The organism is Streptomyces sp. NPDC048248, assembly GCF_043201875.1.
In the GTDB taxonomy this organism is placed as follows: Bacteria; Actinomycetota; Actinomycetes; order Streptomycetales; family Streptomycetaceae; genus Streptomyces.
Window position 1 is genome coordinate 1 of sequence record NZ_JBICZL010000001.1, and the last position, 21,771, is coordinate 21,771.

19 protein-coding genes and 4 pseudogenes are annotated in these 21,771 nt (G+C 67.2%); 13 read left to right on the plus strand and 10 right to left on the minus strand.

The genetic code is table 11. The features are described 5' to 3' along the window. Positions 1-466: 466 nt before the first annotated feature. Positions 467-742, minus strand: coding sequence for a hypothetical protein (locus ACGFZW_RS00005; RefSeq protein ID WP_393890681.1), 276 nt, complete (start codon positions 740-742; stop codon positions 467-469). A gap of 219 nt (positions 743-961) precedes the next feature. Here ACGFZW_RS00005 and ACGFZW_RS00010 point away from each other — a divergent pair, with 219 nt between their 5' ends. Beyond that, complete coding sequence (locus tag ACGFZW_RS00010) at positions 962-1,156, plus strand: hypothetical protein (RefSeq protein WP_393890682.1); 195 nt, start codon at positions 962-964, stop codon at positions 1,154-1,156. A 269-nt stretch (positions 1,157-1,425) separates the two neighbouring features. On the opposite strand, the gene ACGFZW_RS00015 is transcribed toward ACGFZW_RS00010, so the two are convergent. Next, complete coding sequence (locus tag ACGFZW_RS00015; RefSeq protein ID WP_393890683.1) at positions 1,426-1,920, minus strand: hypothetical protein; 495 nt, start codon at positions 1,918-1,920, stop codon at positions 1,426-1,428. 842 nt (positions 1,921-2,762) lie between these two features. Between ACGFZW_RS00015 and ACGFZW_RS00020 the strand changes: the two genes are divergently transcribed. Beyond that, positions 2,763-3,152 carry a hypothetical protein gene (locus tag ACGFZW_RS00020; protein WP_393890684.1) on the plus strand — a complete coding sequence of 130 codons (390 nt, stop codon included), beginning with the start codon at positions 2,763-2,765 and terminating at the stop codon, positions 3,150-3,152. A 55-nt stretch (positions 3,153-3,207) separates the two neighbouring features. Here the strand turns inward: ACGFZW_RS00020 and ACGFZW_RS00025 are convergent. Then, positions 3,208-3,399, minus strand: a pseudogene (locus tag ACGFZW_RS00025) (DoxX family protein); the annotation flags it as partial. Between the two features lie 183 nt (positions 3,400-3,582). Further along, positions 3,583-4,077 carry a cupin domain-containing protein gene (locus ACGFZW_RS00030; RefSeq protein WP_393890685.1) on the minus strand — a complete coding sequence of 165 codons (495 nt, stop codon included), beginning with the start codon at positions 4,075-4,077 and terminating at the stop codon, positions 3,583-3,585. Positions 4,078-4,158: 81 nt separating this feature from the next. Here ACGFZW_RS00030 and ACGFZW_RS00035 point away from each other — a divergent pair, with 81 nt between their 5' ends. Beyond that, the gene (locus ACGFZW_RS00035; RefSeq protein WP_393890686.1) at positions 4,159-5,010 is read left to right on the plus strand and encodes a LysR family transcriptional regulator; all 852 of its coding nucleotides are present in this window, start codon (positions 4,159-4,161) and stop codon (positions 5,008-5,010) included. Positions 5,011-6,578: 1,568 nt separating this feature from the next. On the opposite strand, the gene ACGFZW_RS00040 is transcribed toward ACGFZW_RS00035, so the two are convergent. Then, positions 6,579-7,124 carry a hypothetical protein gene (locus ACGFZW_RS00040; RefSeq protein WP_393890687.1) on the minus strand — a complete coding sequence of 182 codons (546 nt, stop codon included), beginning with the start codon at positions 7,122-7,124 and terminating at the stop codon, positions 6,579-6,581. 1,124 nt (positions 7,125-8,248) lie between these two features. Here ACGFZW_RS00040 and ACGFZW_RS00045 point away from each other — a divergent pair. Continuing rightward, positions 8,249-8,356 (plus strand): annotated as a pseudogene (locus ACGFZW_RS00045) (HNH endonuclease); the annotation flags it as partial. A gap of 455 nt (positions 8,357-8,811) precedes the next feature. Here the strand turns inward: ACGFZW_RS00045 and ACGFZW_RS00050 are convergent. Then, the gene (locus ACGFZW_RS00050; protein WP_393890688.1) at positions 8,812-9,423 is read right to left on the minus strand and encodes an SgcJ/EcaC family oxidoreductase; all 612 of its coding nucleotides are present in this window, start codon (positions 9,421-9,423) and stop codon (positions 8,812-8,814) included. A 117-nt stretch (positions 9,424-9,540) separates the two neighbouring features. Here ACGFZW_RS00050 and ACGFZW_RS00055 point away from each other — a divergent pair, with 117 nt between their 5' ends. After that, on the plus strand, positions 9,541-9,951 hold the full coding sequence (locus ACGFZW_RS00055; protein WP_393891259.1) for a MarR family winged helix-turn-helix transcriptional regulator: 411 nt from the start codon (positions 9,541-9,543) through the stop codon (positions 9,949-9,951). Between the two features lie 203 nt (positions 9,952-10,154). Here ACGFZW_RS00055 and ACGFZW_RS00060 read toward each other — a convergent pair whose 3' ends face one another. Then, on the minus strand, positions 10,155-12,254 hold the full coding sequence (locus tag ACGFZW_RS00060) for a multicopper oxidase domain-containing protein (protein WP_393890689.1): 2,100 nt from the start codon (positions 12,252-12,254) through the stop codon (positions 10,155-10,157). A 294-nt stretch (positions 12,255-12,548) separates the two neighbouring features. Between ACGFZW_RS00060 and ACGFZW_RS00065 the strand changes: the two genes are divergently transcribed. The 8 genes and pseudogenes from ACGFZW_RS00065 to ACGFZW_RS00100 all read left to right on the plus strand — a co-directional run bounded on the left by ACGFZW_RS00065 (position 12,549) and on the right by ACGFZW_RS00100 (position 20,157). After that, a complete protein-coding gene (locus ACGFZW_RS00065) occupies positions 12,549-13,739 on the plus strand; it encodes a sensor histidine kinase (protein WP_393890690.1) in 1,191 nt (396 codons plus the stop codon). Next, the gene (locus ACGFZW_RS00070) at positions 13,736-14,419 is read left to right on the plus strand and encodes a response regulator (RefSeq protein ID WP_393890691.1); all 684 of its coding nucleotides are present in this window, start codon (positions 13,736-13,738) and stop codon (positions 14,417-14,419) included. Before ACGFZW_RS00065 ends, ACGFZW_RS00070 begins: the two co-directional genes overlap by 4 nt. A gap of 691 nt (positions 14,420-15,110) precedes the next feature. Beyond that, positions 15,111-15,278: pseudogene (locus ACGFZW_RS00075) on the plus strand (hypothetical protein); the annotation flags it as partial. Positions 15,279-15,333: 55 nt separating this feature from the next. After that, positions 15,334-15,468, plus strand: a complete 135-nt coding sequence (locus ACGFZW_RS00080; RefSeq protein ID WP_393891298.1) for a hypothetical protein — start codon at positions 15,334-15,336, stop codon at positions 15,466-15,468. 518 nt (positions 15,469-15,986) lie between these two features. After that, positions 15,987-16,694, plus strand: a complete 708-nt coding sequence (locus tag ACGFZW_RS00085) for a tRNA-dependent cyclodipeptide synthase (RefSeq protein WP_393890692.1) — start codon at positions 15,987-15,989, stop codon at positions 16,692-16,694. Continuing rightward, positions 16,684-17,868 (plus strand): cytochrome P450, encoded by a 1,185-nt coding sequence (locus tag ACGFZW_RS00090; RefSeq protein WP_393890693.1) that lies wholly within the window; start codon positions 16,684-16,686, stop codon positions 17,866-17,868. Before ACGFZW_RS00085 ends, ACGFZW_RS00090 begins: the two co-directional genes overlap by 11 nt. A gap of 322 nt (positions 17,869-18,190) precedes the next feature. Beyond that, a complete protein-coding gene (locus tag ACGFZW_RS00095; protein ID WP_393890694.1) occupies positions 18,191-18,853 on the plus strand; it encodes a hypothetical protein in 663 nt (220 codons plus the stop codon). Between the two features lie 975 nt (positions 18,854-19,828). Continuing rightward, positions 19,829-20,157: pseudogene (locus ACGFZW_RS00100) on the plus strand (MerR family transcriptional regulator). 154 nt (positions 20,158-20,311) lie between these two features. Here the strand turns inward: ACGFZW_RS00100 and ACGFZW_RS00105 are convergent. The 3 genes from ACGFZW_RS00105 to ACGFZW_RS00115 form a co-directional block, all read right to left on the minus strand. After that, positions 20,312-20,440, minus strand: coding sequence for an LPFR motif small protein (locus ACGFZW_RS00105; protein ID WP_393890695.1), 129 nt, complete (start codon positions 20,438-20,440; stop codon positions 20,312-20,314). A 106-nt stretch (positions 20,441-20,546) separates the two neighbouring features. Further along, positions 20,547-20,843, minus strand: coding sequence for a hypothetical protein (locus ACGFZW_RS00110; protein WP_393890696.1), 297 nt, complete (start codon positions 20,841-20,843; stop codon positions 20,547-20,549). 153 nt (positions 20,844-20,996) lie between these two features. Further along, complete coding sequence (locus ACGFZW_RS00115) at positions 20,997-21,428, minus strand: helix-turn-helix domain-containing protein (RefSeq protein ID WP_393890697.1); 432 nt, start codon at positions 21,426-21,428, stop codon at positions 20,997-20,999. Positions 21,429-21,771: the final 343 nt, after the last annotated feature.

The following is a 21,771-nucleotide window of genomic DNA, read 5'->3' on the forward strand; positions in this document are numbered from 1 at the left end:
TCACGATCACCCGCCCGAGCCCGGCCACCACCCTGCGGACGTATCACCACCGTCGGCGGAACCACCCGACGAAACAACACCCACAACTCATCCGGAACCAACCGCTCAACCAGATCCGTCATGCACCGCTCAACGAGCCAACGAGCCATAAGAAACGGCTTCTAAAGAGAGTTAGACCTCACGGCCGGCTGCGGAGATCAGTGCCGACAGGACTCTCAAGCACGGCGCCAACCGCCACCGGATTCGGTTCACGCGGCTGCGCCTGGACGTGCTCGATCAAACCGTCGCCTAGACGGGTGACGTGACCTTCCCTGCGGCCTCACGACTATGGAGCGACAAGGAGCTGTCAGGCCGATCAAGGCCGTCGCTTGACTTGCGACGGCCTTGATCGGCCAGCGGGGCGTACGCGCGCGCTGCCAGCACCCCTACCGGTATACGGAGTCGTCTGGTTGGCCTAGCTAACTCCTCACCGGTTGATGCTGCCTTGATCCGGGTTCGAGTTCAGAAGCCCGCCCCCGGTGATGCCAGCGTTGCTTCCCGACATGTTGATCGGAACACGGATCGGCGTCCGAGTCACGTCTCCGGCGCCGGGAGCTTTCTGCAGACCTTGCACAGCCTTGCCGAGATTGGCGGACTTGGGGTCACCACTGCCGGTCAGAAGGTCGATGGCTGACTGGGGCGCCTCAACTGCGGCGGTGACCAAGCCGTTGACTGACTGCTCCAGTCCGTTCATCTCACTCATGGGGTTCCTCGCTTCCTTAGACGCGGATAGTGCACGGTGAGGGATCACCCCCACAGCCGTCTACTGCCCGGTGCCAGAGGTCGCACGAGGGTCTTTCTGCCCTTTCCATACGAACGAAGTACAAGATCGTCCTGGCCAGCTAGTTTCCGGCAGCAGCGACGTGGACGTTGTCAGGCACCGGTTCGGCGGGCTCCCCTATTGCATCCGGCGGGGAACACGATGCGCGAACTGCCACGAATGGTCGGCGGCCTATTTGGCGCCGACCCGATCCTCTACCTGCCGGTGCGCCCCGAGATCGTCGCCGAACTGCAGGTCGACCAACTCCGCCCCGAGTTCGGCCGCTACCGCCACCGACCCCGAGTGCTGCGCATCCGAGGCGACCTGACCCCCGACATGCTTGACGACACGACCTGACTCCTGGCCGGCAGGGCAGCTGCTTCACGCAGTTGGTAGGTGGAGCTGTAGGTACCTCAGCATGCACGCGGGTACGTGCGTAGGCATGCATGTCGGCACGCACAGACGTATGTACTCCCGGGTTGGAGCCTGACTCCACGTCAACTATTGCCCGTACGTGAGCAACTTGTGCTGACCTGCCGAAACCCTGAAGGGTAGGGATGAGCCGCTGGCGGCAGCATCAACCTCACAGTGCTGCAGCCTGCAGACAGAAGAGGTGACACAGGCTCTTAGCTCTCGACCATGTCGCCGTTGCTCCAGGCGTAGACCTTGTCTCCCTTGACCACCACCCGTAGCTGGTACTGCCCGGAACAGTCGGGCCGTCCGTCACCGGCCCCCACCTCTTGTGGCCACCAGCTCGCTACCAGCGTTGGCCCGTCGGAGAAGGCGCCTTCCAAGCAGCCCTCCTCACCCGTCAGCTGGAGCGGGGTGTCGGCGAGCGTGAAGCGCATGAGCTTGGCGTTGCCGGTGGTCTGCGCCTTGATCGTGATGTCCGTCGCGTCCCTGGGCACCCACTTGGGGAGCCGGAAGATGAGTTCACCGTCGGCGGACTTTCGGGCCTCGTGCTCGGTGGGGAACGTCTTGACGCGTTCGTGGAGCACATGGTCGTTGAACACGTCCGGGAAATCGTCGTTGTGTTCCTTCAGCACGGGCGTCACGACCGAGCCGACGGCCCAGAGACCTACTACGCAGGCTGCGCTGATGATCAGAGTCTTTTTCTGCATACCCATCCAGGCCCAAAAGGGGCCACTCGCTTCCACGCCGACCGGGCGATCGCATGTCGCCCCATCAGAGAGACGGAAGCGGAGAGCAGACGGTTCAATACCGCGGTCCTAGAACATCTACGCTCAACGTGCCCGTCGGCCTCGCCGTGCTCTGCGCCCTCAGCCTTCCTCGCCCTGTCCGTCTTCGGCCCGGGCCGCTGGCGGTGATGTTGAACAGGTAGCAGCCCTGGATGTTGATGTGCCGCTACCTGAATGGAAAGAGGCGGGGCCGTCCTAGTCCATGCTGTCGCAGCCCTCGGCACGGAGCCGGGCGACAGCGGAGCAGGGTCGTGCAACCGGTATGTACGTCAGTAGGTACGTGCGGGGCGAACACCGACCCCACAACGCTCACCTGACCAAAGCCACCTCGCGGCCGGCCGCTGCCAGCGGCCGGCCTCCCCGGACAGGGAGGGCCCCCGGCCGTTCGTCCCGACGGGCGGTCTGCAAAGCAACCGCGACCCTACGTGACCAATCGCGGACGGAAAGATGCAAGCTTCCTTCGCACAGAGTGCAGGCACCGTCGACGCGGAGCGACCGCGCCCCGTACCGTTGAAAGCCGCATCCTGGGTGAGACGGCAGCTGTCGAACCGACAGCCACCGTCTGACCCAACGGACTTCGAGAGGCTGCCGTGAACTCCTCACCACCGGTGCCCAACGCGCCGCATCCGCCCTCCTATCCGCCGAAGACCCCGCCCCCGCCGAAGAAGCCGGTTGAGTTGCCACGTCCGGAGCGGCATACGCTGCGCTCCTACGGGCCGCTGGGCGCCGGCACGGTGGCGACTCGGGGACGCATGATGGTGACGATGGCGAACCGGCGCGGTGCGAATTGGACTTTGGATGCGGCTCCCTGGGCTGCACCGTCCGCACCGGGCAAGGCCCGGCGCCGGGTCATTGAGCAGCTCCAGGCCTGGGACTACCGTCCGGACGCTGACCTGGTCGGTGGCCTGCTGGCTCTCCTGGTACCGGCGGCCATCGCCGACGGCGGCAGCCGCATCAGCGTCCACCTTGCCGACCAGGACCAACGAGCCCTGGTCCTGGTTCTGTCGCATCAGACGGGCCAAGCCCCTGACGGTGACGACGTGCTGACGCGCATCGCTGCTCTCGGGGTGGCCTCCTGTGGGGTGGACACCGATCAGGACGCGGGCGGCCGGCGGCGCTGGGCTTTGATCGAGCTCGACTCCGCCGAGAAATGACAGCTGCCGGCGGGCGGCTGGCCCTGGGCATCCTCTGGTCGAAGACTGTGCTCGATCACAGCCTGGTGGCCAGCCAGATGGTCACGGCCGCGGTGGCGGTGAGCCCGACGTTGAGCGCGATCCGGCGGTCTTCGCCGGTCAGGTGCATGGCGATCGCACCGGTCTGCAGGAGGACGAAGCCGATGGCCGCGGCTGGCGCCAGCGAGGGCGCGATGCCGGTCAACGGTGGCAGGACCAGGCCGGTCGCAGTAGGCGATGTTCATCGTTCCCCTTCATGGGCCACCGGTTCGCGGGGGCCCCGTCGATTGCGTCGATTGCCAGGGAAGCCCCTGGAGAAGGCCCGGCCCGTCGTCCGAGGGCCGGCGGGACGGCAGCGCCACGGCCTCGCCGGTCGGAAGAAGGGTGGCTTGGCCGTTCCGTCCCGTCGGCTTCAGGCGAGGTCGGTGGCGGGCTCGGTCGCGTAGCGGCTCATCGCGTCGATGTTGGCCTGTGGCGTCAGCGGCCGGCCGTCGGCGAGCACCTCCTGGAGGTCTCGGAAGTACTGCACGTACAGGTCGGGTGTGAATGTGCTGAGCATGACGGCGGGTTGGTCGGTCAGGTTGGCGAAGGTGTGCGGGGTGCCTGGCCGAACCATCACAAGGGTGCCCGTGGTGGCGTCGTGGTCTTCGTCCCCGACGGTGAACCGCACGGTGCCGGAGAGGATGTAGAAGCCCTCGTCGTGTTGGGCGTGCCGGTGCTGCGGCGGTCCCTGGGTGTGCGGGGCGAGGACGGACTCGGCGATGGCGAGGCGGTGCCCGGTGTGCCTACCGTCCTCCAGGACGCGCATGTGCGTGGTGCCCAGAACGATCGTCTCGCCGTCGCCGGGACGCACCACCGATACGGCGGGGTCGACCTGCGGCGCGTTGGCCTCTGCTTCTTCGGTCATGCTCACAAGTGCACCGTCGGGGGCCTGCCAGTGTCCAAGACCCATCCCGCAGCGCCGATACCCCGTGGGTATCGTTGCAGCGTGGAGCTACGGACCTTGCGCTATTTCGTGGCGGTCGCCGAGGAACTCCACTTCGGCCGGGCCGCCACCCGACTGCACATGAGTCAGCCGCCGCTGAGCCGGGCGATCAAGCAGTTGGAGGCCGATGTCGGAGCCCTGCTGTTCGCCCGCTCACCCGCCGGCGTCACGCTTACTCCGGTTGGCGCGGTGCTGCTCGACGAGGCGCGGGCCCTGCTCGACCATGCCGACCGCGTCCGTGTACGCGTGAGCGCGGCAGCCGGCGCCGCGACCGTCACCGTCGGCATCCTGGGCGACGGCACCGACCCGGGAGTGTCCAGGCTGGCCGCCGCCTACCGCCGAACCCACCCCGGCATCGACATCCGCATCCGCGACACCGACCTGACCGACCCGACGTGCGGGCTGCGCGCCGGACTGGTCGACGTCGCCCTCACCCGGGCGCCGTTCGACGAGACCGCCCTGACGGTGCGTGCGCTGCGAACCGATCCGGTCGGCGTGGTCTTGCGCGCCGACGATCCGCTGGCCCGCCGCGACCGGCTGCGGCTGGCCGAGCTGAGCGACCGCCGCTGGTTCCAGTTCCCGCAGGGCATCGACCCCATCTGGCAGTCGTACTGGAACGGCGGCACGCCGCGCGAGGGCCCAGTGGTGCGCGCCGTCCCGGAATGCCTGCACGCCGTGCTGTGGAACGGCACGGTCGGCCTGGCCCCGCTCGGACACGACCTGCCCGCGGAGTTGGCCGTGGTACCGCTGACGGACATGGCGCCGAGCCGAGTGGTGGCGGCGTGGAACGAAGGTGACACCAGCCCGTTGATCCGATCCTTCGTCGAGATCGCGACGACCGCCTACCGTCACTGAGCGCCGGCAACCGGTGCTGCCCTCATCCCGTGAACGCTTCGAACGCTGCGGCCAGGTCAACTACGCGGAACACGCACCATCCTGCATCAATAGGATGAATCACCAATACATACAATCTGTCAGTTAATACAGGGCGAGTCAGCAACTTCGCTGAATTGTCAATAACCCAAGACCTGTAACCCGAAAGGTGCGGATTTCAAGCTCACTAATTGAGTTTCATTTGAGGTTTGAGATGTGCAGCGAATCTGGAGAAATGCTTGCGAGGGATCTCGGTGTATGGCAAAGTCAAGATCGACCGCAAGAGTCGTTGAAACTCGCACTAATCGGGGGCAACTAAGGGTTCACGTGAACCCTTACCTGACCCCCAATAAAGGGGGAAACATGAGGAACAGAGTTCGAGCGATATTCGCTATCGCCGCCTCTGCCTTCACCGCAAGCCTTTTCGCCGCGCCTGTTGCGTCCGCGGACGTAAGTCCGAAGGCCGAGTACAGCTGTACCTCAGCCCACCACGGGAACTCCGGATCCGCCAAGTGCACCGACATGGCGCGCATGGACCGGTACCGAGTCAAGTTGACCTGCATTGACTCCCGAGGCGTGCAGAGCAACACCTACGGGCCCTGGAGGCCCGGCCTGAGCGGTAAGTGGTCGACCAAGCACTGCCCCGGATCTAGCTACTTTTACAAGGCTGGCTACCAGGTCGAACTCAGCTGAAGGTCCGCCCGTCACTTGGCAGTAAAATTCTACAGTTTGAACGGAGTTCAGAGTGAGCGGGAAAAGGACTGGCCTCGTTATTGCAGGCATAGTCATGGGCGCGGGCACCATCTTTGCGCCTTCGGCTGCTGCGGATGAAGTCGGAATTCAGTCAGCAGACTGCAATACGTGGCACCGAGGGAACACCGGATACGCCTACTGTTCCGACCTCGGAACGGTTGGCGCACACAAGGTCAAGGTTGTGTGCACCGATAGTCGAGGCGTAGAGAGCACCGCCTACGGGAGGTGGGTCGCCAATGCGAAGACCTCGAAGCGAAAGTGCCCGGGATCGTCGTACCTTGTCCGCGTTGGTTCAGTACTCCGAGACTAATTGGGCATTTCCTTCTGATCGGTGATGCTTCACACGTGGGCGTGGGTCAGCGAATAGCTGACTCCACGTTCACGTGCACTTGCGCGCGGCCCGAAAGTGAAAGGCGCGCAAATTGGTTGAATTACCCGTCGGGTAAGGTGATCGCATGACGGTGAATCACGTAACACGTACGAGTGATCGCCGAACCGGACGCGCGGCGGCGAAACGAGCGGCCGCTGTCCGCCAGCGGGCCGAGCGCTAAGCCCGCGCCGCCGCAGCCGTCCGCCATACCGTCGCCTACGACCGCCCCCGAGACCACGGCGGGCCCGGCCTGCGCACACTCCCGCACGAAAGCCCTCTAGGAGCCAGACACACAGCAGCCCGATGAACCGACCCAGCAGCCCGACATGCACACGCAGTCCGCGAGCCACGCTTCGAGGCGCGACGCGGCCGGTGGAATAACGCCTGGAGCAAGGACGGCATGCTTGGGGGTTCGTATGGAAGTGCGTCACATTCCGCTCAGCTGGCGGATCGCCTCCAGCGGGTATGGGGTCTGCCTGTTCTGGCGCTGGAACGTGCGGTTGAAGTCGGACATCACTGTTGCGATCGGTGCATGGCGGGTGAGGAGTGCGGCGGCCTCCTCTGGGACCCCTGTAGGGCGCTTTCCCTCCGCGTAGGAGCGCACCAGCGCGTGGCGGCCCTCCTGGTCCGCCCTCTGGTATCCGTAGAGTGCGGTGACAAGCCAGTTCACCAGATATGTGGCGGTGTAGCAGCGGTCGTAGGACTGGTGCCGCGCGAGGAAATCGGCCTCGTCCTGCGACAGTTCGAAGCTGGAGGAGGTGGCGAGGCCATAGTCTGCGAAGTAGAGGCGCCGGCCGTCGGTAAGAATGTTTTCGAAGTGGGCGTCGAAGTGCAGGAGCCCGCGGCTGTTGATGAACGAGATGCCAGCCGCTAGTTCCTTCTCCACCATGGCGCAGGCGGGGCTGGCGTTGTGGTCCTCCGCTGCGATCCTGGTGCCCAGCCATTGGTGCAGGTTCTGCGGGATGTACTCCAAGAACAGTGCGATGCTCGCCGAGGACTGCTGAAGAGCCTCGATCCGGCCGCGTGCCTGCGGCGCGCCGCCCCATTAGGCGACGGCCCGTTCGACATCGGCCAGTTCTCCTGGCGCGCCCCAACACCGCAGACCAAACAGCAGATTCCGGGATGAAACAACGGGAGAAAACGACCTCTTAGAAGAGTGGGCGAGCCCGCGACAGTGCTGGTTTCGCCGACCTATCCCGTCCTGGCGGCCGCTTCGCCTCGCCGGCGTTCTGAGGGTGGATGGGTTCATCGGGCGGCGGGGGTGTCGCCACTCGTAGCGTCGTCCCCCCGGGGGCCGGGAGGAGTTCGTGGGTGATTCGTACGCCGTCCGAGACTCAGGGGCCGGCGCTTCCCGAGAGTGGGGATCGGGCTGTCGCGGCACCCTTGTAGGGTCGTGGTGGGTCAACGGGTGCGTCGTGGCGCACGGGCCTTGAGGCATGGGAGGGACACAGATGCTCTTGTTGTTGCTGCTGTTGGTTGGCTTGGGAGTGCTTGCCGCGGTCGTGGTCGTCGTCGCCGTGGCGATGAGCAAACGCGGCGGGAGCGCGCAACAGCAGGTCGCACCCGGGGGCTGGGGTGCGAGCCCCGCCATGCCGACCCAGGCGACTTATCCGCCCATCCAGCAGCCTGGCCAGGGGGTCCCGCCTCCGCACCAGGCGGGCACGCAAGCATATCCGCCTGTGGCCCCTCCCGGGCAGCCGGCGCACAACCCCGGGCCGCACGGCGCCCCGCCGCCACAACAGCCGCCCTATCAGGGGCAGTAACAGCGGCTCCTTCGGCAACTTCAGCGGTCTCGGGGCCCGCACGGCTTCCTGGGGAAGGCCGGCTGGGGTTGGCTGCTGCGTCTCGTCCGCTTATCAGGTGGTCAGGGGCGCAGATTCGGGAAGTTGGTGGGCCCTTGCGCCGGGCGGTGACCTCTCGTTCTCTGCCGGGGGGCAGGGTTCACAGCGCGCGTCCAGCGCGGTGACCGCAGGCGGTCGAAGCAGCCACCGCGCAGCGCAGCCGAACCGCCAGAAGAACCCCACGCCCGGATCCCAGGTCCAAGAGCCCCCGTGGTCGTGGTGATCGGGAGCAAGTTACGGAACCTGCGCTCGGTGTGGTCTGGAGCAAGTCCACCAACTCGACCACCATGTCCCGAAGGCTGACCTTCCGCTTCTGGCTCTCACTCCTCTGAACCTGGTTTTAGCCTGTGGGCCCTGCAACCAGGGCAAGAGCAACACGCTCGCCAAAGTGGAGACCGAGGAAGCGCTCCACCCTTACTTCGACGATCTCGGTACCGACCGGTGGCTCTACGCCGAGATCGACAATGAGGAATGGGTAGCCGTATTTTGAGGTCCGCCCCCGACTGCCCGTGGTACCTCAGCGGCCGGATGGAGTGCATGGGCATGTAACGCTCAGATCGCCAGCGTTCCAGCCCTGAAGCAGAGACGGATGACGGTTGCGGAACGATGTCGTACGTGCAGACAGAAGCGATTGCAGCCCTTGCCGCCGCGGGCGCGGCCCTCTTGGGGGTACCGGCCGCGCTCATCGTCGGCCTGCAGCAGGCCCGCGCCGCCTACAGCGCCGCCCGGACTTGAGGCGGTGTTCGGTGGTGATGGTGTGACCTTCGGCGGCGAGGGCCAGTGCGAGGGCGTGGCCGATGCCTGCGGTAGCGACGGTGATCAGGGCGTGGGTCGCTTTTCCGCCTTCGGGGCGGTGTCGGGGGCCCAGAGGAAGGAGAAGCTCTCCATGACGTTGCTGCGCTCAGTGTTGTGAAAGGCTGCGATCCGCCAGGTGTCGTCGGTCTCCCGGGCCAGGGTGAAGGTCGTCACCTTCGAGAGTTCGTCCGCGCTGGGCTTGTCACCGGTGTAGTCGGCGCCGCGGCTGGTGAGGACGGCGACGTCCTTGGTCAGGAAGCGCATATCGAGGTACCTGGCGGCGAGCTTGCTGTCCTTGAGGAAGCCCTTGAAGAGCGCGCGGTGGCTCGCGGTGATGTCGGCGCGGCCCTCGTAGTGGCTGCCTATGTAGGTGGTGTACGTGCCGTTCTCGGTGAACTGGCGGCCGTACGCCTCCGCGTCACCGCGCTCCCAGGCGTCGGCGAGGGCGTCGAGGGTGGCGCAGACGGCCTTGCCGTCGCGGCGGTCGGCGTCGGCCGGGATCACCTCGCCGCAGGTTTCGGCGCCGGTGCGCTGCACGTCGGAGGTGGCGTCCAGATAGAGATAGGTGCCGGTCGCGCCGAGGGCGAGGACGAGCGTGGAGACGAGGGCGGCGCGCTTGACGAGCTTTCGGTTCATGGTGAGGACTCCCCGTTCGGTGGTGGTGGACCTGTGGCGACAGCGGCCACAATGACTGCACTTGTGCAGTAACTGCACACATGCGTTATCTGCGCGTGCACGGATATCAAGCAAGGGCTGCACGCCACGGCGGGCACGGAGGCTGCGGGCCTCCAGGCGCCCGAGTGGTACGCGCTCAGCCGCATCAGCCTGGCGAGCGGGCTCACTTCGGGCGAACTCTCGGTCGGTACGGGCGTCACAACGGGCGCGACGAACCGCCTGATCGCCCGCCTTGAGCGTGCGGGATACGTGCGCCGCACCACGGACCCCGCCGACCGGCGCAAGGTCCTGGTGGAGGCGATCCCCGACGCGCTGGGAGAGGTCGAGGCGGCCGTGGTGCCGGCGCGCCGCCGCGTCGGGGAGGTGCTCTCCGACTACACCCCGGAGCAACAGAACCTGCCCTTCGACTACTTCACCCGCTCCGCTCCGGCGTTCCGGGCCGCGACGGAGGAGATCAGGACGGCGACACGGGAGCGCAAGAGGAGCTGACCTGCCTACCCGTTCCGGCAGTGCGACGGACCGGCTTCCCGACGGCGTCTTCACGGCGCACCACAGTTCTCTAGCAAGACCGGAGGGCTCGTACCCCAAGTGACCGCCTTCGGGGTCGCGGCGGTGCCGCAGGCTGCCGTGGTGAGACACAGCGCCCCGGCCAGCATGGTGGCCGCGGCTCGTTTCTGGCGCATCAGAACTCCTCACTCGGGCTTGTTGCCGACGGGTCCGCCGATCTCGTAGGGCAGGGTGACGTTGTCGTACGCGAGGTGCATGACCATGCCGAGCTTGCTGTGCCAGAAGTTGTGGCAGTGATCCATCCAGATGCCGGGGTTGTCGGCCTTGAAGGCGACCTGGACCTCCTCGCCCGGCCGGACGAGCACGGTGTCCTGCCACATCGGGCTGCCGGAGGCGCGCTTGCCGTTCTTGCTCAGCACCAGCATGTGGTGGCCGTGCAGATGCATCGGATGGTCCTCGGTCCCGCGGTTGATGAAGGTGGCGCGGGCCAGTTCACCTTCCTTGATCATCAGCATCGGGGTGTCCGGGAAGACACGGCCGTTGATGGTCTGCTTCAGCCCGAAACTGCCGTCGTAGAAGCCCAGCCACTCGTCGAAGACAAGCCGGTAGTCCCGGTCGAAGTCGCTGTCCGGGCCGAGCTCCGTCCTCTTCGGACTGCCGTAGCTGTACGGGTCGAATTCGGGGCCGCTCAGGTCCGCCTTCAATTCCCCCTTGCCGTTGGGCGAGTACACGATGCCCGCGTCCGGCGCGCTGCCGTCGGTCACCCGCACCGGCCCGTCGGGCATGGTGAATTCGACGTCCATACGGTTGCCGCCGCCGAGCACCAGCTTCCTGCCCTTGAGCGCGGTCGGCTCGTGCACGTCCGTGCCGTCCAGGGCAGTGACCCTGTACGGGATGCCGTCAATGGCGAACTCGCGAGTGGTACCACTGGTGTTGGTGAGCCGCACCCGCACCTTCTCGCCCGGCTCGGCGCGGCGCCGCTCCAGCTCGTCGGAGGCGCCGATCGCGGACACCAGGCCCTTGTCGGTCTGCCAGTCGTGGGCGAGGACGCTGACGTCCTTGTCCACCGGCCGGGTCTGCTTCCTCGGCTCGATGATCAGAGCGCCGAATAGGCCGCGGTCGACCTGCTCGGAGGCGGCCTGGTGAGAGTGGTACCAGCGGGTGCCGGACTCCTCCACGCGGAAGCGGTAGGTGAAGGACTTGCCGGGCAACACCGCGTCCTGGGTGGCGCCGGCCACGCCGTCCTCGCCGTTGGGGACGTCGACGCCGTGCCAGTGAAGGGTGACAGGGGTCTTGCCGGGCAGCTCGTTCCGCAGCTTGATCTCGACCAGATCGCCCTCGGTGACCCGCAGTTGAGGGCCAGGGACCTGACCGTTGTACGTCCAGGCGTCGACCTCCCTGCCGGAGGCCAGCTTTACCTTCTTGGCCTGCGCGGTGAGGGAGAAGCGCCGCTCGGGCGTACCACTTCTGGGACCGCGCAGTTTGTCGACGGACACCTCGTCCGCCCCACCGGCGCCCGAGGCCATGTGGTGGCCGCCTGTCATGCCGTGGGGCTCACCGGCGGCACCGCCACCCCAGTCGGCGTGGCCCTGCATCATCGAGAAGGTGTGCGGAAGCCGGCTGCCGGCAATCCCGTGATTGACCAGCCCCACCACGGTGCCGAGCACCACTACGGCCGTACCCAGCCGGACCGCCAGTGCCCGCCCCCGGGGGATCTCACGGCCGGTGAACAGGCCTCGCAGCCGAGCGTTGGCACGCCAGACCAGCAGCCCGGCAACCGCAGCGGTGATCAACCCGTAGACGACGAGACTGATCCAGAACGACCGGTCCGGTGGCAGGAAGAGCTGCGCCAAGCAGGCGAAGCCGCCGAAGACCGCGAGCCGGGGCGGCACCACATGGCGCGGGGACCGGGCGCGCGACTGCTCATCCAACGTCACCAGCGCGCCCGGGTCGGGCAACCGCGTCCGGGCGGCGGATGCCAGCCACGGCACCGTCCAAACGGCGGTAGCGATCACGGCCGGGAGCAGCATGACGAAGGTGGTGAACAGCCGCCGGTCGCCGACGAACGCCCACCCACGGAGGGCAAGCAGCCCGTATACGACGAGCCTTGCCGCGGTGAGCAGCAGGGCGACGGCCACCAACACCAGCGCTACACGGGACACCCGCCGCATGCCGCCGACCGTGCGGCGGCCCGGCTGCAGACCCGTCATGACGGCGGCGACCAACCAGGCGGGGAGCAGAACGATACCCAGCGCGAGCTCGAATCCGGCTGCGGCTACGTACATTGCCATCACCCCCGGCCCTGCGACCGTCGGGCCGGACTCGACGGCGGCTGTGGTGGGCGTCTGCGTGGCCGGCGGAGGTCGCGGGCGTTCTGGTCGCCGAGGACCCGGAGGCGGCGGCGCCCTGCTGTGGTGGATTCGGTGATCTCAGGCATGCCATCAGCGTGGCCGTCACCGCACCGGCCGGGCATCCGCCGATCCTCGCTCTCTTCCTCGGCGGAAAGGTGCGGGCCGGGCGACGCTGCGTACAACTTTCGATCGACGCGTGCCCTCCCGCACCGCGGCTAGCGTGCAGCCATGACATGGGACAGCCGCCTCGCGGCCCACCGGGAACGTCTGCGGTCGGTGGAGGGCGTTCTCGTGGCGCTGGCCTCGGCCGCGGTCACGGCCGCCATCGACGGGATGCCCGCCAGGTTCGACTACCTTGCCGCGCACCCGCCGCTCTTCGTGGCGATCCCGGTCGGACTGGTCGTCGGCCTCGCGTCATGGTTCCGTCAGCGCCGTCCCGAACTGCTTCTGCTGGCTGCACTGGGCGCCTATGTGGTGCTGTCGGCCTGGATCGCCGTGGTGTTCGCGCAGTACGCCCTGGCCGACCGAGCCGCCTCCTGGCGCCGGGTCGCCGTCGCCTCCACGGTCGCCGTCACGGTGGTCGCCCTGCCGATATGGAGGGGCGGCGGCTTTGACGCAAGCCTCATGAGCGTGGGCATCTGCGTCTTCCCCGCCCTGCTCGGCCTCTACATGGGCGCCCGCCGCCGCCTCATGGCCGAGCTGCGCCGGCGCGCCGAGCGGGCCGAACGCGAGCAGCAGCAGCGGGTGCTGCAGGCCCGCAGCGACGAACGCGCCCAGATCGCCCGGGACATGCACGACGTCGTCACCCACCGCGTGTCCCTGATGGTGCTGCACGCGACCGCCCTCGAGGCGACCAAGGGCGCGTCCGCTGTCGACATGGCCAAGCAGATCGGCGCCATCGGCCGCGAGGCTCTGACCGAGCTCCGCTCGCTGGTGGAGGTCCTGCACACCCGGCCCGAGGCCCCGCTCGCCCCGCAGCAAGGCCTGGCCGAGCTGGAGACCCTGATCGCCGACTCCCGCAGCCTGGGGACGCCGACCACCCTGGAGCTGACCGGAGAGCAAGGCACCACCCGCCCACCCGAGCTGCCGGCCCTGATCGAGCACGCCGTCTACCGGGTGGTGCAGGAAGCCCTGACCAACGTTCACAAGCACGCCGCCGACGCCGAAACCCACGTCCGGGTCCACTGCACCCGCCGACTGCTGCACCTCACAGTGATCAACCAGCACGGTATCGGCGCCAACCCCTCCGGTCTGCCCAGCGGCGGCCACGGCCTGCTCGGCATCGCCGAACGGATACGGCTCGTCGGCGGCGAACTCACCGCAGGCGCGACCCCGGACGGCGGCTTCGAGATCGCCGCCGAGATCCCGCTGGACGACCCATCCCAGAAGCCGCCCACCCCCGTGAAGGCCACGCGATGAGCGAGACGACGACCCGGGTCCTGATCGTGGACGACGAATGGATGGTGCGCTCCATGCTCAGCACCATCATGGCGTCCGCCCCCGACATCGAAGTGGTGGGCGAGGCATCGGACGGCAATACGGCGGTGTCGATGGCCGCCGCCCTGGAGCCGGACGTCGTCCTGATGGACATCCGGATGCCCCGCTCCGACGGCCTGACCGCCACAGAGCGCCTCACCCGCTCGCCCCGCCCGCCCCGCGTCGTCGTGCTGACCACCTTCGACCTGGACGAATACGTCCAGACAGCGCTACGTCACGGGGCCGTCGGTTTCCTGCTGAAGGACGCCACCGCAGCTGACATGATCGCTGCGGTGCGCAGCGCGGCCCGCGGCGACGCGATGCTCTCCCCCAAGGTGACCCGCCGCCTCATCCGCCGCTTCACGGAGGATGACGACGCCCCCTCCGCCGAGCGGCAGCGCCGCCGGTCCGAGGCCCGCAGCCGCCTGGAGGCCCTGACGGAAAAGGAGCGCGAGGTCCTGATCGCTCTGAGCGGCGGCCTCTCCAACACGGGCATCGCCGCGGCCCTGCACGTGAGCGAGGCGACCGCAAAGACCCACATCAGCCGGATCCTGTCGAAGCTCTCTCTCACCAACCGCGTCCAGGCGGCGATCCTGGCGCACCATGCGGGGCTCGTGGACTAGGGACTTCTTCGCCATCCATCGATAGCGGTGTCCCCGGCAGGCGCTTTGGCTTTCGTCACACAATTTCGACAGCCGCCGAAGGTACCTCAAATACGCCCGGCCGCTGTACGGCCTGGTCACAGGTGGGAGGTGAACTTCCCGTCAGGCCGTTTACGCAGCCAGCCGCAGTCAGCCAGCTTCGTGAGCTTTCCGCGCACGGACGAGCTCACGCCCACAGAGCGCGCCCCGGTCGACCGTTTCGCCGATCTCGTGGACCAACGCCAGGAGAAGGCGAGGTCAGAGCTGACCCGCACCACCTCGCCTGGAAGGCGACCAACGGCTGTTCCACACGAGGCGCGCCCGGGGCGGGCGTACAACAGCCCACGCAGGACGCCCGGCTGGGGATCCCAGCCGGGCGTCCTGCGTGGGCGACGGCCTGACCGACCGTGGCAGGACGTCACGGTCAAACTCGGCGAATGGATCAGCAAGCAACGCAGCCGAGCCGCAACCCTGACCCCCGAGTGGGTGGAGCAACTGTCCACCATCGGCATGCGATGGACATGGCGGGTGTCGTCCGACCAATGTAGAAGTGCTGCGCCATTCGACGGGCGCGGCCGTGCCGAAATGTTCGCGAGTTTCGACAGCGGCGGGCCTAACCTGACGGCCAATAGGGTGGCTCTTCGGTGGGTGCTTGCGGGCGCCGCGCCGGTATTTGGACGCGTGGCGGCCGATCCTGCTGCAGACGTCGCAGCGGACCGGCTATGCGCGGCCGCGGGTGACGCTGGTGGATGCCTTCGCCGGCCCTGGCCGGTACGAGGGGAGGGAGCCAGGCTCGCCCGTCTTCATCCTCGACCGTCCCTTGAATGAACCACCACGCGGTCGACCTCATGAACCTCAGTCCCTCAGGGTGCACCTGATCTTCATCGAGAAGCACCGTGCGGCACGCGCACCTGGTCGCCGAGCTCGAAGCATGCTTCGGCCCGCTGAAGGATCTGCCCGTACGGGTGGAGGTCCGCCGTGGTGAGGCAGGCCGCGACAGCCTTGCCGTCCCGGACGAGCTGGTGGCCTGAGGAACCCCGGTTCTGGGGGTCTTCGACAGCTGGGGCAGCGTCAACGTCCCGCTGGGTGTGATGTCGCGGATCGCCCGCAGCCGTTCCAGCGAGGTCATTACGACCTTCGGGCCCAACTCGTTGACAATCGCACCTGATGCGGGTCCTGCAGCGCCGAAGACCGGGCCGACGACCTGATCGCTATTACCCGCAAGCTCGCCTCCAGCGCCCGCACCCCTCGTTCAGTCCCTGGCGCACAAGCCGCCCCAGGCGAGTCTTCTTGAGCCTGTCCTGGCGAGGCCGCCGCCCACCGCAGCCGGGAGGTGACGCCCGGAGCCTTCGCCGAGCGAGCGTCTGGTGCGGGCGGCCGCAACTATTTCGCCGGCGCGAAGTTGTGACAGTGATCGGGTGATCAAGAAGCTCTGGCATTCGCACGCCCACGATCGTTCTCCTCGGGCTGAGACTTCTGGTCCCGTCTGCCTTGAGAGAGCGCGTAGGCGTCGAAGCGGGGCCGAGAGCAGAAGAGAGGCACGAGCACGTTGAAGGTAGCGACTGGACTCTTCCAGGCCCAGCCGTACACGCAGCAGTGCGAAGTGATAGCGAAGGAAGGCGCGCACGCCGTGATCGGCGTCTCGTCGGGCAACAGCTACTTCTCCGCACAGCGCGTCATCGATCTTGCCTGCTGGGGCGCGGCCCACTTCGCCCAGGTCGATCTGATCTACACCGACCTTTTCGTGGGCGAGATGTTCGAAGCGCTCGGCTACCCTGCGGACGACGCTCGCCGCAAGGCGGTCAAAAATCTGCGCGGGGTGCGCGCCAAGGCGACCGCTGCGGCTCAGGCTGTCGATCCGACCGGCAGCCGGGTACGGGCCCGCGCACTGTCGGAGCTCACCGCCATCCCGGCCTACCAGGACATCCATGGCAACCTGGTCGCCCTCCTCGAAGGCGACCCGGAGTTCCGTGCGACGTGCGACGCGCTGGTTGGCACTTTCTTGTCTGCCAAGCTGCTGCATGGCCAGACGGCCACCCGCCGGCAGCACGAGGTATGCCTCAAGTACGTGTGCGCCGAAGCTCCGTTGTTCCTCGACACCCCCGCGATCCTCGGTGTTCCGTCATCGCTGAACTGCTACCACCAGCTGCTGCCGATGGCCGAGCTGCTGTACGCGCGCGGCGCTGGTCTGCGCGCTTCCCGCAATCAGGGCCACGTCGTCATCACCCCCGTCGAAGGACAACACGATGAACGCTGACACGCCGCTCGACTTCCCGTTCTCCCCGCGTGGCGACCGTCTCCCACCCGAGATCGCCCAGCTGCGAGACGAGCCGGTCAAACGGATCCGCACTATCGCCGGAGATCCAGCGTGGCTGGTGTCGTCGTATCGTCTGTGCAGGCAGGTGCTGGAGGACCCGCGCTTCAGCCTCAAGGACACCTCCGCACCCGGGGTACCCAGGCAGTACGCCTTGACCATCCCACCCGAGGTGGTCAACAACATGGGCAACATCACCGGCGCCGGACTGCGCAAAGCTGTCCTGAAAGCCATCAACCCCAAGTCACCCGGCCTCGAAGACTGGATGCACACCCACGCCGCCGAAATGCTCGACAGCCTGCTCGCGTACGGCCCGCCGGTCGACCTGCGCGGACGGTTCACCAGCCCCTACGCGGAGCACCTGCACTGCCGCATCCTGGGCATCCCCCAGGCAGACGCGCCCCGCCTGGCCGCAAGCCTCGACATCGCCTTCATGAACTCGGCCAGCGCGATCACCGGAGCCAAACTCAACTGGGACCGCGACATCGCCTACATGGTGGAGCGACTGGACGACCCGCTCACCACCGGCCTGATGAGCGAGCTCGCCGCCCTACGCGGGAAGGAGGAGTACGCACATCTGACCGACGAGATGCTGGCCACGGTCGGCGTGACCATGTTCGGCGCCGGCGTCATCAGCACGATGGGCTTCTTGACGATGGCGATCGTCTCCCTCCTTCAAAACCCGCCCGTGTGGCGCCAGTTGCGCGCCGAGCCCGACAGGATTCCTGCTGCGGTGGATGAGCTCCTGCGCGTCAACCTGTCCATCGGTGACGGACTGCCCCGCATCGCCACCGAGGACATCCTTCTGGGCGAAGTCCAGGTGAAGAAGGGTGAACTGCTCCTCGTCCTGGTCGAGGCCGCCAACACCGACCCAAACAAGTTTCCCCATCCGCACACCGTAGACCTCGACCGGCCCAATGCGGCCGAGCACCTCTCGTTCGGCGGGGGTGGGCACTACTGTCCGGCCACGGGCCTGGGCAAGAAGCACACCGAGGTCGCCCTGCGGGTGCTGCTGGAGAAAATGCCCGGCCTGCAGCTGGCGGTGCCGATGGAGCAACTGGTCTGGCGTACCCGGTTCATGAAACGGGTACCTGAGCGGCTGCCGGTGGCCTGGTAGCCGTCTGCCGACTGGGCGATTCGACAAGATCCGCGCCCAGACGAGCATGTTCGGCCCGTCCAAGCACGCACCCAGCAACGCACCGGCCCTCGACCAGCTCGCCGCCCACGTCGGCCGGACCGCCTGACCCAGCCGGCCACGAACAGAGCTCCGACCTGAGTGTCCTACTTGGCCGGTGGGGCCAAGTAGGACACTCAGTCACCACTCATACGGCGAAGGCACGGCTGCGCATGCCGGTCACCTACGCCCGTCATACGCTGAAACCTCCCGAGCAAGGACGGCGGCATGATGCGCGCCACGGCTGTCCCCTCCATCGCACGCCGTGCGCCGAGCAGCTGAGACTGCTCCTGCCACCGCCCTTCGCTTTGCCCGCCCAGCCCTGGCCCTCCCGGTCAAGGACATCCCCGAGGGGCCGGGGTGGGCGCTGGAGCCGAAATGGGATGGCTGGCGCCGCCGGTTCCACACCCGCTCAGGCCGGGTGTGGAACCGGAACGGCACCGACCTTACCCACCCGTTCTCTGACGTCGCCCACGCCGCACGGAGCCTTCCGGACGCGGTGCTCGACGGCGAACTCGTCGCCGTCACGGACACCGGTGAAGTCGCCTTCGAGCGCCTCCAGAGCCGAGCCGGACGCGGGGCCGCGGCCCGGCGCGGACTTCGACGTTTACGTCGCCCTCTTCGGCATCCTCGCCGTCAGCGAAACCGAGGTTCGGGGTGGGTGAAATGGCGCCAGCGCCACAGGATCGACGCAGCCGTCATCGGCGTGACCGGCACAACCCCCGCGGCGCAGGCTTTCATCCTGGGCCGGTCCCGCGCTGGCCGGATGCGCCCCGTAGGCGTCAGCCTCCCGGTGGGTGCCGACCTTCGACGGGCTGCCGCGCCCCTCCTGCATCGGCCGGCACCACGATGCGCGAACTGCCCGGAACGGTCGACGGCCTGCCCGGTGCCGAGCCGGTCCTCTATCTGCCGGTGCTGCCCGAGCTGATGGTCGAGCTGCAGGTCGACCAACTCCGCCCCGAAATTCGGCCGCTACCCCACCGGCCCCCGGGTACTCCGCATTCACAGCGACCTGACACCCGACATGCTCGACAAGGCGCCTTGCACCCGTCGCTCCAAGGCCGACGCGTGCAATAGCGGGCCCCACCCTCACCCGGCGGTGATGACTTCGCTCCCGCACTCCATCACTGTTCGAGGTCGGTTACCTCCTCGCTGAACGCGCGAAAATCTATGTTGGCCGGAGTAGACATTAGATGGTGGCGTGGTTATGGTTTCTCTCGTAGCCAGACAGACCGCAGAGCCCGGCAGAGACGAACTGCCGGGCAGCAGTACGCGCAGTTGCAGTTCGCAGGGCGGTGCGGTGGTGGAGTTTCGAAGCCAGGGTTGTTGCAGGCGGCGACGGGACTGACGACCGGACCGGGTGGCCCGCAGTGATCAGGGGCCGCCATGAGAAGTACCGCAGTTAACGCAGTGGCAGTACCGGCAAGTGCAGTTCGCAGTACCCAGCAGTGAAGGCAGTGAGCAGTACCTCGGTGAAGGCGTCGGCTGCGGGCGCGCGCACCGGGAGGTTCGGCAGTGGGGTTCCAAGCCAGAGCACTCGCAAGATGGGCGGCGGGGCTGGCTGCCGAAGAGTGGCGCTGTCACAGGCCACTGAGCAGTTCGCATCACCAGCAGTACGCAGTACCTGATTGAGAAGTAGTCGATCACCGAGGGAAGAACGGAGGAGCCAGGCGCCATCAGGATCGCCCGGGCGGAAGTCTTGAGCCCGGGTACCGCAGGACATCGATAGTGAGGTGGTCTCCGGTCAAGCAACCGCGATCCCCGCATTGCCCGGCCTCCCAGGCGGGCTAGCGGAACAAGTAGGCCGGCGCAGTACCAGGGCCGGCAGATGGTGTAGCAGTTCCTTCGGGGCTCTGGTGCCATACGGCACCAGGGCCCCTCACGCGTTCCGCAGAGAGGTGCGATGACAGCAGACGACTCCTACGGCCGTCTCGCGACGACAACTACCCCGCCTACACCATGGGCCGCGCCGCCGAGATGCTCGGCAGCACCCAAAGCTTCCTGCGCGCCATCGGCGAAGCCCGCCTCATCACCCCGCTCCGCTCCCAGGGCGGCCACCGCCGCTACCAGCTGCGCATCGCCGCACGCGCCCGGGAACTCGTCGACCGCGGGACCCCCGTCGAGGCCGCCTGCCGCATCGTCATCCTCGAAGACCAGCTCAAAGAGGCCCAGCGCATCAACGCCGAACACCGCCGCACCGCCGGATCAGCGAACCCGACGGCCGCCGTCTGAGTCTGAGACGGGCTGAGACCTGCAACTCCCCAGGAGCTTCGCGGCTTCCGTCGACGCCGTCTTCGCAGGGCTGGACATGCGCAAGCCCGGCTGGACGGGGGTTCCAGCCGGGCTTGGGCTTTGGGGCGCCGGCGCGTTGGTGCGCGCTGGCCTGTCAGTGGTGTCCGTGAGCGGAGCTCGAGGCGCCGCCGAAAAGTCGGGCCACGGCCCTGAACGGCAGGGTGACGACGGTGGCGATGGCCCCGCCGATGGACCGAAGAACGTCTGCGATTGCGGTCAGCACGGTGGACCTCCCTCTCTCCAGCGCAGGGCGCTGGATCTGTCTTGCCGCTACACGGCCGATCGTCGGACGGGTGCCCGGGAGCCGGCCGAGAAAACGTTCGCCCAGCTCACGCTGCTTCACGTTCCTCCACGGATTCAAGGATCTTGGTCTGTGGCGTCCCGACCAGAGCCGGTGCCGCCTCGCTCGACGACCAGACCTTCGTCTGCAGGAGTCCGAGGAACTTCTCCGCCTCGCCGACGGTCTCGAATTCGAGATCGATCACGACGTACTGCGGATCGCCGACCGGGCGCTGGATGCGATACCGGCGCACCCCTGCCTTCTGCCGGAACTCGGAGAACCGATCGAACGCCCCCTTCCAGACATCGAAGTCCGTGATCTCGTGTTCGACATGGAGCGTGGGCATGCTGCCTCCAGAGACAGACGACGTTGCCTGTCCTTCCACTCCACGCCGAAATGTGTCCACACGCCACCGGACGAGAAAGGCGGGCCCTGTGCCGCGGCCGGCGCTCAGACCGCTGCAGTGCGCCTCCCTCGCTGGGACGCAGCCCCGGAATGTTCATGCCTCGGCGAGGAGTCCTTCGCGCAGGGCGGCCAGGGCGCGGGCCAGGAGGCGGGAGACGTGCATGAGTGCCTGAAGGTCCTCGGCCAGGGCCAGCGCCGGGTCCTCGTCGCCGATCAGGTCGGCCACCAGCCCAGTCTGCTGCATTGCGATCTTGGCCGGCCCGAAGTGGTACTGCTGGCGCAGCCAAAGGATCTTCTCCACAACGTCTGCTTTGTTGGCATGCGGTGTGTGGTGCGGTGCGCTGGAGCGGTCCTTGAGCCCGTCCAGTCCCTCCGCTTCGTAGCGGCGCAGCCAGGTGTAGTAGCAGGGGCGGCTGATGCCGTAGTAGCGGCAGGTGGCGGCAACGCTGCCGCTCACTTCCTCCACGTGGCGCAGCACGGCCAGGCGGTGCCTCGCACGCCTTGATAGATCGCGTTCGGTAGGCACGCAGGTCTCCTAGTTACGAGAGACCCAACTGTCAACAGCGTCCGTCAGATTTAGATCGCGTGCAGCAGCGCTAGAAGGGAGCAGAGCACCACTGCGCACAATCCGCCGCGCGCCATCATGCGGGCGTTGCCGAAGCTCTGCCACATACGGCCTCCCGATGCTCCCTTTCAGACAACCCTCCAGGGCGGACGGAAGCACCTCAGGAGGCCCGGACAGGCGGCATTTTCACCCGATGCGGTTAATCGATCGGCATACTCTGTGCATGTAGCGGCGCTGGCGCCACCACATGCTTCTGTGGTGGCCTTGCTCGTGGTGTCCCTGCGAAGGGACTTTGAACTGCAGG